Here is a 13,112-nt window from a genome sequence, read left to right as displayed (position 1 = left end):
ATCTCTCATTAGCCCTGCTGGTTCAGAGCATTCCGACTACAGTCGGAAGGGTCGGGGGCCTGTCTAACTACAGGTAGATTCGAATCCCTCAACTCCCACTAAGCCTCCAAATCGGAGGTTTTTTTTTATTCCCATGGTTTCCTAACATATGGCTAGAACAAAAAAAAAGGGGGACATTTATGCCCCTCCCTTTTAGCTAATTTCAGAACTCTATTTTTTTATCGATTATTTAAATATCAAACTTTATCCCCTGAGCCAAAGGCAAAGCCGTACTATAGTTGATCGTATTGGTCTGACGTCTCATGTAAGCCTTCCATGAATCTGATCCGGATTCACGCCCTCCTCCAGTTTCTTTCTCACCACCAAAGGCTCCACCAATTTCCGCTCCGGAGGTACCAATATTCACATTGGCAATACCACAATCGGAACCCGCAGCTGACAAGAATGCTTCCGCCTCTCTCATATTCAATGTCATAATTGCTGATGACAATCCCTGTGGCACACCATTGTGCATTGCTATCGCTTCTTCCAACGTATTATACTTCATGATATACAAGATCGGAGCAAAAGTCTCTTCTTGTACCATTTCGAAATGATTTTCTGCTTCAATAATACAAGGCCTAACATAACAACCTGATTCATATCCTTCTCCTGACAACACACCACCTTCTACGACCACCTTCCCTCCTTCTGCTTTCACTTTTTCAATGGCTTGCAAGTACATCTCCACAGCTGTTTTATCAATCAATGGACCAACATGATTTTTTTCATCCAGAGGATTCCCAATGACCAATTTCCCATAAGCTGATGCCAGTCTTTCTTTAACAGTTTCGTAGACAGACTCATGAATGATCAATCTTCTCGTAGAAGTACAACGTTGTCCAGCTGTACCCACCGCCCCAAACAAGGCCCCTCTTATGGCAATCTCCAAGTCAGCATTTTCAGAGATGATAATTGCATTGTTACCTCCAAGCTCCAATAATGACCTACCCAACCTAGCAGCTACAGCCTGTCCAACGATTTTACCCATTCGGGTAGAACCTGTAGCTGAAATCAAAGGAACCCGCTTATCGGTTGTCATCAATTCACCGACCTTATAGTCTCCAACAATCAATGAAGAAACTCCTTCTGGTAATCCATTTTCTTTGAAAATTTTTGCCACAATATGCTGACATGCCACTCCTGAAAGCGGGGCTTTTTCTGAAGGTTTCCAAATACACACATCCCCGCAAACCCAAGCTATCATGGCATTCCAAGACCAAACAGCAACAGGAAAATTAAAAGCGGAAATGACCCCTACCACACCAAGCGGATGCCATTGTTCATACATCCTATGCCCAGGTCTTTCGGAATGCATGGTCAAACCATAAAGCTGCCTAGATAAACCTACTGCAAAATCACAGATATCAATCATCTCCTGAACCTCACCCAAACCTTCCTGATAGGATTTACCCATTTCATAAGATACTAATTTACCCAAATCTGCCTTCACGTCACGCAAAGCATTCCCAATCTGCCTGACGATTTCCCCTCTTTGGGGAGCTGGCATATTCCGCCAAACTTTAAACGCATCCTGCGCCTGTGCAATTACTTTTTCATAGCTTTCCTCATCTGTCACCTGCACTTTTCCAATCAAGGCTCCATCCGCTGGAGAAAATGAACTGATAAATTCCTTTCCACTGTTAATCCATCGATTCCCAGTTGAAGTTCCGAGATTTTCAGATTGGACTCCCAATCTTTCGAGGGCTTTTTGTACGCCAAATGATTCCGACATGTTATTTTGGTTTTTACTTTTTCTTCAATTCTAATCCTGTAAATCTAAGAAAAATCCTTCTTTGAGCCTTTACTTTTTCTTCTTTTGCTTAGACTTAAAGGGAAAATATCTGGCAGGGTCTACATATTCTAAAAAAGGCTTCAATTTTGGCCCTGCTTCAAATCTATACACAAAATTAAAACGATAATTCCCCGTAATAAAAGCATTTGTATAATCCTCCAAAGAAGACAAATGCACATAATTCCTCAAATAGTTTGCATTAATAGACCATACTGGGCCATTATACCCTAGAAACACCCGGCCAAATACATTGGGCAACATACCCCAGTTCCGTTCTCTCCCATTGATATTATTTACATAAGTTGGCCCAAATGCCAAATTCGCAGACACTACTCCGGTTACGAAAAACCGCTTCCAAAAAACAAGCGTATGGGCATACCCTGCATTTGGTCCAATCTGAAGAAAACCTAGCCGACTGAAATTCCTTTGTTCGGAATCGACTATTTCAACAGGTAAAATTGAACCTTCATTCTCAACCCAACCGCCGTATGCCTCAAAACCCAGCAAAAAACTTCCCGCTGACTTCTTTTGCCAAGCACTTTGCAAAAACGCTGCTTTTAAAGAAAGCTTATCACCATTGAATAAATGCTGTACATTAAAACCAAACTTTCTAACTTCCATGTTTGGGTAAAGTTGAAAGCCTACTTCTTTTTCCCCATCAATCCACTGCTCCATATAGTAACCTTTGTAGATTTGACCGAACCAATCAATCACCCAATTTTTCGGATACATATGGGCCTGTAAATCTAAATACTTGGTCTCACCAGTACCTCTGTCTGGATTTAAAAAACCAAAACCGTAGGCCAAATTCAAAGTAAAGTTATTATAAGTGGCCCCAAGCCCAAGGTTTACAGTTGAATTAGGCTCAAAACGCCACCTAAAGTCATTAACCTTATCCGACACAGTCAGTGCAGTATACTTTCTGGAAGCATAAAGCCTGGTTGTTATCATTTTGTCAAAGGAAGTATAGTAGGTTGTGTCCTGAGCATTTAACAAAATGTTTGGAAAAAAAAAGAGAAATAGCATAACAAAAGATACCTGACACCTTTTAGACAAACGCCACTTTATCATATAAGAAAATACAATTGACATGAATTACCGTGAAACCCAACACAACATAATAAAAAAATCCGCTTTCGCGGACTTTTAGATTTTAAAATGAAGGTCAGAAAAAGTAATTCTCGAAATAACCTTCATTTTGAAACTCATAGCTTAAAATGCTCAGTAGAAAAAGTTGCTTAATCACCCATGACAAATATAAACAACTTTCTAGATCCAATGCAATAAATCAACTTGGTTTTTTTCGGTTTTTTAACAAAAAATTTATACCTGATATTATCCCTGTTGTTTTGGCTGATGGAAAACCACAAGAACAGCCACATTTAGCGACTTTACAAACCAAAATAAATTCACTAGAATTTAAATTTGAGTTTCCATTTTAATCAATTTCATACATAGTTAAAAGCTTTTTAAATATTTAAAAAACTATTTTATGAGTTACCAAAACTTCACAGTTTCTCAGCTACCCCTTAACAATTTCATGAGAAAAAAATCAGGTTATTCTGGTCAGTGAAAAATAAAGTAGTTAATTTTTTCTTTGAATAATTTAATTTACACAAATAGAAACACAAGAAGATTTGAGAATAGAAAATCGGATAGATAAGTTTCCTAAAGCCAACACTTATAACATCGCCTAATTATTATGAATTGATTTTTCTACCCAATAGCAACCTTAAAACATTAAGCTTTCTCAGGCCTATCCAATTTATTCGCCACTTTCACAAAAAAACCTGTAAAAGAAACTAAAGCCGATATCAAAAAGAAAATCAAACTGAAAGCGACCGCCGTATTCTTATCAATTCCGATAAATTCATGACTAAAAATAAATACAAGTTCTCTAACACCCACTCCTCCTATTGTCAAAGGTAAAACCGCAGCGATAGAAGAAAGGAGAAATACAAACTGATACTCCAATATATTGACATCCACCCCTATCGCAATCAAGATAAAATATGCACTCACTATCTGTAATAATTGACCGGCCAATGAATAAAGATTTGACCCGATAAAAGAATCTAAAAAGGACTTGAAAAATAGCAAATAAATGAGATAAAAAGCCGGAAATACGAGGATTGCCAAGGCGACGGACACATAATCCCAAGCAAAGCCCTGAAGAATTTCTTCTTCCACATCAATGAACAAAAAGAACAATAACAACAAAAAAACAATTGATACCAGTCCCCCAAGTCTATCCAACAAAACTGATTGCAGTAGTTTTTTTACAGATACCTTATATCTCTTATTCAGTAAGTACACTTTATACCCATCTCCACCTATCCCTCCAGGTAAAAAAAGGTTGTAATACATCCCCTTCATGTAAAGGAAAAGGTTTTCCTTTTCAGATATATACAACCCTATGTTTCTGAAATAAATATTCAACCTAAGCGATGTGGCAATTTTACTAAGAACAAAAAATGCAACTGCCAATAAAAGACAAAACCAATCAGCTGATTTCACGATTTGCCAAAGTTCCTGGGCATCGATTTTCCTGAAAACCAAAAAAACAGCCAGCCCTGAGAGGGCCAGCTTGATAAAAGTTTTGACTATTTTATTCTTTAACAGCACCCTGATAGACGGATTTTATTTTATAGGTTTTCTTTTCCTGGGATTCAAAATAAGTCCTGATAATGATTTCAGCGATAATCCCAGTAGTAATTAACTGAATCCCCCCCAAGAGAAAAATAAATCCTAATAGCAGAATAGGTCTTCCCCAGATATCCTCACCAAAAATTTTAAGAACTAAAAGATAAAGATTTATCAATACACCGACACCAAAAGACAACAAGCCTAAAGTTCCGAAGATATGTATAGGCCTTTGAAAATACTTTTGAAAGAAAAGCATGAGAATCAAATCTGCCATTACCTTAAAAGTCCTGCTCAACCCATATTTAGAGGTACCATGAATCCTAGGATGATGCTTCACATCCACTTCAGTCATGCTGGCACCTTCTAATTTTGCCAATACAGGTATGAACCTGTGTAATTCACCATATAACCCCATGTTTTGGGCAATTTCCGCCTTATATACCCTCAAACTACAGCCATAATCATTTAGGTATACTTTTGTTGAGTGCCTGATAATGTAATTCGCAATTTTGCTGGGGAATTTCCTTAAGACAAAACCATCTTTCCTATTAGCCCTCTTTCCTGCCACCACATCCCATTCTTCATCCATTGCTTTTTTCAACATCCCGGGGATATCGGTGGGGTCATTTTGTAAATCACCATCCATAGTCGCAATATATATCCCCTGCGCCATATCAATTCCAGCAGCCAAGGCTGTGGTCTGACCGTAATTTTTATTAAAAATGATCAGTTTGGTCCTGTCATTGGCATATTTTTTCACTTCAGCTACCGTGTTGTCAGTCGCTCCATCTTCTACCAAAAGCACCTCATAATCAATTTCTTTCAAAGCCTCATAAGTGGCTTCCAGTAGAGGCTTGATGTTCTCCTCTTCATTGTATACCGTAATGACAACGGACAACAGTGGTTTTTTCATAAGAATAAAATTTGGCTAAAATTACATTATTAATTTAGACACAGCAAATAAAGAAAGCAAATCGATCCAAAATGCGTTTTTAATTCGGAAGTCTAAACTAAAAGAAGCCTCATACCAAATGAAACTATTATCTTTGCCTGTAAATTTCGGCTATGAAAACAGAAAGTAAATTCTCTATATGGTTAACCATCTTGGCTTTTATCCTTTTGGTTGGGCCATTTGCTCTAAGTTTTCATATGCATTATCCGGATGAAATGTATTATTCCGATGCAGCCGTAAAAATGCTCCAAAACGGAGATATTCAGACCCCTTACCTCGGCAGTGAGGAAACACGATTCAAAAAACCCATTTTAACTTATTGGTTTGTCTTGGCCGGTTTTAAGATTTTTGGGGTGACACCATTTGCTTCCAGAATCTTTTTCCTCCTCGCAGGAGCATTGACGATAGGATTTGTTTTCTGGGCATCAAGGGTGTTTTTTAATGACCGCAAAATTTCGAATCTTGCAGCATTGATCATGGCCTCACACCCTGTGCTAATCTTAAGTTCAACTAGGTCTATCCCTGACGTTTTGTTGGGCTTTTTTATGGCAATGAGTACTGTGGGGTTCATCGGTTTCCTGAAATACGGAAACAGCGCCCCAAAGAAATTTCATTGGTTATTGTTCCTGGGATTAGCCCTCGCTTTTGAGGTGAAGGGACTCCCTGCTGCCGCTTTGGGAGGCTTAGGTATACTTTACCTTCTATTAAATCCCTGGCAGAGAATTCACATCAAGAAACTGGTCCATTTCCCTTCAGTACTTACGGCAATTGTAATCGCATCGTATTGGTTTGTAGCCATGTATTGGATCCATGGTGCTACCTACCTCGAGTCATTTGTAGAAGATCAAGTAGGAATGAGAGTGGCTTCCCGTTTTCTGTTAATTGGAAAAAACTTACTGATAGCCGCCTTACTTATAATCGTTCTTTTTGTGCCCTGGTTTATTTTTGGCTTCAAGAACACTAAGTCAAATACAAAAAAACTTTTTCATGAACAACCTGCATTTACCGGTTTTGTGATACTCTGGGTTATCGCCATCCTTTTAATGTCTGCTGCAGTATCAAAATTTTACGAAAGATATTTACTTCCTGTCATCCCAATGACCACCATTTGGGTAGCTTGGCTATTGATCCGGGCAGCTATTCTCGAAAGAATAAAACTTTTAAAAAGCTCCCTGATTTTCTTTCTTGGTCTTAATATCATAGTATTTTTGGCTGGAATTTTCTTCAATTACTTCCTTCCCTCAACCTTTTGGGTTTGGTTACAGATTGCAATATTTGGATCCGGAATTGTTTATCTTTTCAAAACTTCACAAAACAATGAAAAATTGACGCATTCAATTGCATTAAGCGTCTTATTATTGTTTTTCGGAATCAGTATTTCAACTTTCCAGATCTCTCTTCCGGATGCAGGCCAGCATATAAAAACATATGCTAGAGACAAGGACATCCCCAAAGGAAGCAAAATCGCCTTTTTAGGACACTTACACACTGGAAGTAAAATCCGAATTGGATTAGGACCTGATTACTTCATGACTGATTTGAATGAGGGCAATTTTGATGAAAGGTTTTCAGACTATGACTTTATCATTATCGAAGACAAGCATCTTTCAAGAATCCCCAAAGAAAACTACCAGATTGAATTAGCCGCCCTAAACTGGGACGCAAAACACATCGGTAAAATGGCGCTTAGCTTATTACATGGCAATTCGGAAGAAGTTAAATCAGAAACAGGAAAGAAATTTTATTGGGTAAAACCAATCTAATCAATTTGATCAAAACTGGTTGGTCTCCACTTCCTTAATATGATTCAGGTTTCTGAAAAATGCTACTTGATAGATTTTAATGGTATCTCCTCTATATACAGTGTAGAATTCTTCCAAGTGCAGTAATTCATCAAAGCCCAAAGACACTGATGGTTGCACTTCTTTCTCTCTGGTCATGTAAATTCCTGCAAACCCTTTCCCTTCAAACTGATCAATCCCAGGCCAAAGATCAAATTGATTTTTCCTTCTGCCCATGTTGATAGTGTAGGTTTGAGGATTTCCCTGTACATAGAAAGCCATCTCAGAAGCCAGGTGATAGTTATCGGAAAAGATAAATGAATTCCCAAGATCAAGACTGTCTCTTAGGAAAGTGATCCTTTCTCCCAACTCCCTATATCCTGCCAAGCGCCCCATAGGATCGGCCTTTGGTTTTAGTATTTTTTTGAGGCCAATATGATCAAAAGGCTGAGGAAAAAACATCACTAAAAAAAGAAATGCCGTAATTCCAGTGCCGATTTTTAGATACTTCAGCCAATTCTGCCCTTCATTCATCACTACCTTGGCCATTCCGACCGGCAGCAAAAGCATACCCATTGCCGGCCAATTGACATAGACACTCTTTTGCGTAGAGATCATCAAAAACAAAAACCAAACTGCCAAAGAAGGTAAAATCAGGAAAAGCAATTTGTTGTCCTTGGTCTTTTTTAAAGCGATCAAAAGCAAAACCAATAAAGGAATGTAGAAAGGCGACATAATCCCTAATTGCCCTCCAATATACTCTCCTACATAGGCGAAGGATTTCCCCAAACTCAAACTGTTCCCTGCTCCACTGACACCTCCCAAAGTCCCCACATGCTTAAAGGTCACAAAGTCATTGTGCATGTTCCACAATACCAATGGAATAAAACCGATGAATGAAACCAGTGAAAATACCCAAAAACCAGCCCGCAAAATCTGCTTGGGCTGCGTGAGTAGCATATAAAGAAAAACTATTGGGATGACCAAGATCATGATGTTTTTGGACATGATTCCTATAGCTGTAGATAGACCGGCCAATATCCACCAGGTAAGTTTTCCTGTTTCCAGACTTTTCCAAACCCAAAAAAAAGACAAAACCCAAAAAAAGTAAAGAGAGGAATCCGTGGTATGAAATATCGAACCTAAGTGAAAAAAGGGCATAAAAGTCAGGATGACCACTGTCCAAAAAGAAATCTTAGCGCTTTTGAAAAGTTCAAAAGAAAATAAATACAGCACCCAAGAAGTAAGCGCACTGAATAACACCGCGTTGAATTTGATGGCAAATTCTGTGTTACCAAACATCAGCGTACTCAAAAAATTATAAACCGCTATCATCAAAGGTTTGGAATAATAATTCCAGTCCAAATGCTTGGACCATAGCCAATATTGCGCTTCTTCAGTAAAAAGACTATGATTGGAAAAATAAAAATAAACCAGTTTGAATACAGCTACTATGCTGATAAAAACCAAAGCGAACAGCTTTTCACTTTTCGGAAATTTTTCCATTTTTCTGCTAATTATAAAACAAGAAGAGGTTTCCTTATTTCAGGAAACCTCCAAATTAATATGAATTCCAATAAGATATGAGGATTATCAGTGACTTACTTCAATTTAGCCAATGCAGCTTTCATCCTTTTTAGCGCCTCTTTCAATTCTTCTTCAGATGCCGCATAAGACAACCTTACACAATTTGGAGCACCAAAAGCTTCTCCTGTCACCAAGGAAACATTGGCATTTTCAAGCAGGTAAAGACAAAGGTCGTCAGCGTTATTTACTGTCATTCCTTCTGCATGCTTACCAAAGAAAGAAGTCACATCTGGGAAGAAATAGAAAGCACCCTCAGGCACATGGGTTTTGATACCCGGAATATCTCTCAAAAGACCTAAAACCAAATCTCTTCTTTTGAGATAGGCTTTTTCCATTTCTTTGGATGGTGCCTGATCACCTGAAATAGCAGCCAATGCTGCTCTTTGGGCGATACCGGTTCCACCGGAAGTAAACTGGCCTTGCATTTTCTCACATGCCTTTGCCATAAATACAGGAGCACAGATATAACCAACCCTCCATCCTGTCATGGCATATCCTTTTGAAAATCCATTGACAGTAATCGTTCTTTCAAACATTCCCGGTAAAGCTGCTATACTGGCGTGTTGGCCGGTAAAATTGATCAGTTCATAAATCTCATCAGCCACCACCATTAAGTTATCTCTCTTTTTCACCACTTCAGCGATGGCTTCCAGTTCCTCTTTACTGAAGACCGAACCTGTTGGATTGCATGGCGAGGAGTAAATAACAGCTTTTGTCTTGTCTGTAAGGGCAGCTTCCAATTGGGCTGCTGTTGCCTTGAAGTTATTCTCAAGCGTACCTTCTATCAACACCGGTACACCTCCGGCAAGTTTGATGATTTCTGCATAAGAAACCCAATATGGAGAAAAAATCACCACCTCATCACCCTCATTGAGCAAGCACATAAAAACATTGGCAATGCTGTGCTTTGCACCAGTTGATACCACTATATTTTCAGCTTTGGCCTCAAGGATATGGTTTTCTTCTCTAAGTTTCTTTGCAATTGCTTCTCTCAGATCCTGATAACCGGCAACAGGTGAATAGGAAAAATATTTTCCCTCATCTATAGCCGACTTTGCAGCTTCTTGAATATGTTTTGGTGTTTTGAAGTCCGGCTCTCCTAAGCTCAAACTGATGATATCAATGCCTTGGGCTTTGAGTTCCCTGGATTTTTTCGCCATAGCCAAAGTGGCTGACTCTTCCATTTGGTTGATACGATCGGATAGAATTGATGTCATTTTATGGTAGGTTTAATAAATTCAGCCAAAATTACAGATTACAATGATTAATTCTAAGCTAAAGTTTGGAATTGATTTTGTATTTGTAACTTTAAATCAAAATAATTCCAAAATTCCTTGCGTTTATTGGTCATGTTCAGAAAAATAGTCATCATTCTGCTTTTGGTACAAATAAGCCATGCTGCCCTTGCACAAAAACGTAAAAAGGAAAAAGCTGAAGACCCTGACTCTACAGGAGTTGTAATGGACAGATTTATGCCGTCTACCCTTCCAATATTACTTTTTGATGACACCGAGAAAAAGGAAAAGCAAAAAAAAGAGAAGAAAAAAATTAAGAAGAATATCTTTTTTGGCGAAAGAACCAAAAAAGGTAGAATAAAACAGAGTTTTAGGGATCAGACCCAAACCCAACAGTTCCATTATACTTATACCAATAAAACAGTGGATCCTTACATAAGGGATATTTATTGGTTTGACAAAAAGGACAATGTCATCAGAACAAAAGATTTTGATCCTTCAAGAGGCTATCTTCTGCATGGCCCTTATTCAAGGTCCATGGAAGAAACGGTTCTGGAAGAGGGGAATTTTTATTTTGGGACCAAACATGGTATTTGGTTGAGTTTTGACAACAGAAGCGTCCTTTTGGACAAATTGCATTATTCTGAAGGATGGCCTAAAGATTCCAGGGTCTCCTATTATAATAAAGCAAACAATCAGATCGAACAACTAACCCCTATTGAATACGAGCTAAAAGAAGGCAACTTTTATCATTTTTATGAAGATGGACAAATTGCAGTCAGTGGTGAATATCATTACGGGGAAAAGGTTGGGCTGTGGACGGAGTACTGGAACAACAAAAGCAAAGTAATCCGAAAAAGAGAAGTACAATATCAGGAAACCCCCTTCACTAAGAATTTCCGGCCTTATATCAGGGCTGAATGGGACAAAGACGGTAACCTGATTTACAGAAACGAAATCCGCGCAGGAAACTAACCAAGATCAATACCCCACCTTTTTTGTAGGGATTTAATTTATTTTAAAATATCCTTCTTATATTTGTCATACTAATTATTTGTATGACACAGGAACAATTTAGTAAATATTCCTTTTTATTAGACCGGACGGCAAGAAGGGTCAAACAATATGCACAGAGAAAATTCAAACTAGGTGATTTTGACCTAACTGTGGACCAATGGATTGTCATGAAGAATCTTTCTGAGAATGAATTGCTCAGCCAATCCGAATTGGCACAAATGGTATTCAAGGATCAGCCTACATTGACCAGGATTATAGACATTCTTTCAAAAAAAGGATATGTGGAAAGGATTCCCCATCCACAAGACCGAAGAAGTTTTCAAATAATCCTTACTGAATCCGGAAATACCAAAGTGAAAGAACTTAAGCCTAAAATCTCTGCCATAAGGGAAAAGGCTTGGGAAAATCTCAATGACAAGGATTTTGAAGAATTTAAAAGAATTCTCAATACGATTTACAACAATCTGGAGTAGTTTTGGATCGGAATAGAAAAAATACTTGTTATACTAATTATATTTGCACGAACAATCATCTCGGAAATTGGTTTAACCGATAAATAAAAAACACATCATGATTACTACCGACATTTGTATCATTGGAGCTGGGCCAGTAGGCTTGTTTGCTGTTTTTGAAGCAGGTCTATTAAAAATGCGTTGCCACCTTATCGACTATTTGCCGCAGGTAGGTGGACAGCTCTCTGAAATCTACCCTCAAAAACCCATCTATGATATCCCAGGATATCCAGAAGTTAAGGCTCAAGAACTGGTAGATAATCTGATGGAGCAGATCAAACCATTCAAGCCAACATTTACCTTAGGCGAAAGAGTGGATCATTTGGCCAAACAAGAGGATGGATCTTTTGTCATCACTACCAATGACAACACAAGAGTACATGCTCAGGTCATCATTATTGCTGGTGGACTCGGTGTATTTGAACCAAGAAAACCGGTTTTGGAAAATCTTGAAAAATTTGAAGGAAAGGGTGTGACTTACATGGTCAAAAATCCTGAAACTTTCAGAAACAAGAAGGTGGTTTTAGCTGGCGGCGGAGACTCTGCTTTAGATTGGACCATATACTTGGCCAATGTGGCTGAAAGAGTGACTTTGGTACACCGAAATGAAACTTTCAGAGGCGCTCCAGATTCTGCCGCAAAAGTTTTCGACTTGGCCAATAATGGGAAAATTGACCTAATTCTTTCTGCCAATCTTAAAGAGCTTGAAGGAGATGATTGGCTTTCCAGTGTAAAATTGGAAGGTAAAAACAAGGAAGAAATCAGTATTGATGCTGATTATTTAATCCCTCTTTTCGGATTGAGTCCAAAATTAGGACCAATAGCAGACTGGGGATTGAACATAGATAAAAATGCCATTGAAGTAGATACAAGAGATTACTCTACTGGAGTGGAGCGTATTTATGCTATTGGGGATATAAACACCTACCCTGGCAAATTGAAACTGATACTTTGTGGATTCCATGAAGCCGCTATCATGATGCATTCCGCATTCAAATACGTCTATCCAGATCAAAAATTGAGTTTTAAATACACCACAGTTAATGGTGTAAATTCATTTTAAGGTTAATTTTGCACCATGGTAACATTTACAGTAGAAGATCACGACGGCAACCGTCAGACGGTTGAAGCGCCTGATGATATGGGCTTAAGCTTAATGGAAGTATTGAAAGCTTCCGAATACCCTGTTCTGGCAACTTGCGGTGGCATGGCACTTTGTGCTACTTGCCATGTGGAAATTGTCGAAGGTGAAAATGAGCTCTGCCATGCTACAGATGTAGAATTGGATCAGCTGGAAAATCTTCCAGCGTATTTCCCAACAAGTCGTCTTGCCTGCCAAATACGAATCAGTCCATTGCTTGAAGGGGCTGTGGTCAAATTAAGAGGAGAAGACAATTAAATTTGTTCATAAAAATAAATCCTAAAGGGGCTGTCCGAAAAGGGCAGCCTTTTTTATGCTGCAATTTTTTGATTTTGAAAATCTAAAGTCATGATTGGGGATTTTTGATTAGATTTTTTCCTTGACACGTATAATACTGGTCGACTAAT

Annotated in this window: 11 protein-coding genes; 5 read left to right on the top strand and 6 right to left on the bottom strand. The window is 38.5% G+C overall.

Annotated elements, in window-relative coordinates:
* Window positions 1-229: 229 nt before the first annotated feature.
* The 4 genes from amaB to ACFFIP_RS17890 form a co-directional block, all read right to left on the bottom strand.
* Window positions 230-1,774, bottom strand: a complete 1,545-nt coding sequence (amaB, locus tag ACFFIP_RS17905; RefSeq protein ID WP_382389135.1) for an L-piperidine-6-carboxylate dehydrogenase — start codon at window positions 1,772-1,774, stop codon at window positions 230-232.
* 69 nt (window positions 1,775-1,843) lie between these two features.
* Window positions 1,844-2,905: a DUF4421 domain-containing protein gene (locus ACFFIP_RS17900; protein WP_382389134.1), complete on the bottom strand. Its 1,062-nt coding sequence runs from the start codon at window positions 2,903-2,905 to the stop codon at window positions 1,844-1,846.
* Between the two features lie 669 nt (window positions 2,906-3,574).
* Window positions 3,575-4,459, bottom strand: coding sequence for a lysylphosphatidylglycerol synthase transmembrane domain-containing protein (locus tag ACFFIP_RS17895; RefSeq protein WP_382389133.1), 885 nt, complete (start codon window positions 4,457-4,459; stop codon window positions 3,575-3,577).
* Window positions 4,443-5,393, bottom strand: coding sequence for a glycosyltransferase family 2 protein (locus ACFFIP_RS17890; RefSeq protein ID WP_382389132.1), 951 nt, complete (start codon window positions 5,391-5,393; stop codon window positions 4,443-4,445). The genes ACFFIP_RS17895 and ACFFIP_RS17890 overlap by 17 nt, the downstream gene beginning before the upstream one ends.
* 152 nt (window positions 5,394-5,545) lie before the next feature.
* Here ACFFIP_RS17890 and ACFFIP_RS17885 point away from each other — a divergent pair, with 152 nt between their 5' ends.
* A complete protein-coding gene (locus ACFFIP_RS17885; protein ID WP_382389131.1) occupies window positions 5,546-7,195 on the top strand; it encodes an ArnT family glycosyltransferase in 1,650 nt (549 codons plus the stop codon).
* A gap of 9 nt (window positions 7,196-7,204) precedes the next feature.
* Here the strand turns inward: ACFFIP_RS17885 and ACFFIP_RS17880 are convergent, their stop codons facing one another.
* Together ACFFIP_RS17880 and ACFFIP_RS17875 are read right to left on the bottom strand one after the other, a co-directional pair.
* Window positions 7,205-8,719 (bottom strand): ArnT family glycosyltransferase, encoded by a 1,515-nt coding sequence (locus tag ACFFIP_RS17880; RefSeq protein WP_382389130.1) that lies wholly within the window; start codon window positions 8,717-8,719, stop codon window positions 7,205-7,207.
* A gap of 95 nt (window positions 8,720-8,814) precedes the next feature.
* Window positions 8,815-10,017 (bottom strand): pyridoxal phosphate-dependent aminotransferase, encoded by a 1,203-nt coding sequence (locus tag ACFFIP_RS17875; RefSeq protein WP_382389129.1) that lies wholly within the window; start codon window positions 10,015-10,017, stop codon window positions 8,815-8,817.
* 132 nt (window positions 10,018-10,149) lie between these two features.
* Here ACFFIP_RS17875 and ACFFIP_RS17870 point away from each other — a divergent pair, with 132 nt between their 5' ends.
* From ACFFIP_RS17870 to ACFFIP_RS17855, 4 genes are all read left to right on the top strand, one after another.
* Window positions 10,150-11,010 carry a toxin-antitoxin system YwqK family antitoxin gene (locus tag ACFFIP_RS17870; RefSeq protein ID WP_382389128.1) on the top strand — a complete coding sequence of 287 codons (861 nt, stop codon included), beginning with the start codon at window positions 10,150-10,152 and terminating at the stop codon, window positions 11,008-11,010.
* Window positions 11,011-11,093: 83 nt separating this feature from the next.
* On the top strand, window positions 11,094-11,525 hold the full coding sequence (locus ACFFIP_RS17865; protein ID WP_382389127.1) for a MarR family winged helix-turn-helix transcriptional regulator: 432 nt from the start codon (window positions 11,094-11,096) through the stop codon (window positions 11,523-11,525).
* 97 nt (window positions 11,526-11,622) lie between these two features.
* Entirely contained in the window at window positions 11,623-12,627 is a 1,005-nt protein-coding gene (locus ACFFIP_RS17860; protein WP_382389126.1) for an NAD(P)/FAD-dependent oxidoreductase, read from the top strand.
* A 15-nt stretch (window positions 12,628-12,642) separates the two neighbouring features.
* Window positions 12,643-12,963 (top strand): 2Fe-2S iron-sulfur cluster-binding protein, encoded by a 321-nt coding sequence (locus ACFFIP_RS17855; RefSeq protein WP_382389125.1) that lies wholly within the window; start codon window positions 12,643-12,645, stop codon window positions 12,961-12,963.
* The last annotated feature ends 149 nt before the right edge of the window (window positions 12,964-13,112 follow it).

The sequence above is a fragment of the Fontibacter flavus genome (assembly GCF_042432905.1).
Classification (GTDB): domain Bacteria; phylum Bacteroidota; class Bacteroidia; order Cytophagales; family Cyclobacteriaceae; genus Fontibacter; species Fontibacter flavus.
Note: the sequence above shows the minus strand (reverse complement) of the source record. Positions and strands in the feature narration are given on the sequence as shown.

Excerpts from the sequence above, each read along its gene's own strand:
- ACFFIP_RS17885 (WP_382389131.1), top strand. The coding sequence starts at position 5,546 with ATGAAAACAGAAAGTAAATTCTCTATATGGTTAACCATCTTGGCTTTT.
- ACFFIP_RS17865 (WP_382389127.1), top strand. The coding sequence starts at position 11,094 with ATGACACAGGAACAATTTAGTAAATATTCCTTTTTATTAGACCGGACG.
- ACFFIP_RS17880 (WP_382389130.1), bottom strand. The coding sequence starts at position 8,719 with ATGGAAAAATTTCCGAAAAGTGAAAAGCTGTTCGCTTTGGTTTTTATC.
- ACFFIP_RS17855 (WP_382389125.1), top strand. The coding sequence starts at position 12,643 with ATGGTAACATTTACAGTAGAAGATCACGACGGCAACCGTCAGACGGTT.
- ACFFIP_RS17890 (WP_382389132.1), bottom strand. The coding sequence starts at position 5,393 with ATGAAAAAACCACTGTTGTCCGTTGTCATTACGGTATACAATGAAGAG.
- ACFFIP_RS17900 (WP_382389134.1), bottom strand. The coding sequence starts at position 2,905 with ATGATAAAGTGGCGTTTGTCTAAAAGGTGTCAGGTATCTTTTGTTATG.
- amaB (WP_382389135.1), bottom strand. The coding sequence starts at position 1,774 with ATGTCGGAATCATTTGGCGTACAAAAAGCCCTCGAAAGATTGGGAGTC.
- ACFFIP_RS17875 (WP_382389129.1), bottom strand. The coding sequence starts at position 10,017 with ATGACATCAATTCTATCCGATCGTATCAACCAAATGGAAGAGTCAGCC.
- ACFFIP_RS17860 (WP_382389126.1), top strand. The coding sequence starts at position 11,623 with ATGATTACTACCGACATTTGTATCATTGGAGCTGGGCCAGTAGGCTTG.
- ACFFIP_RS17870 (WP_382389128.1), top strand. The coding sequence starts at position 10,150 with ATGTTCAGAAAAATAGTCATCATTCTGCTTTTGGTACAAATAAGCCAT.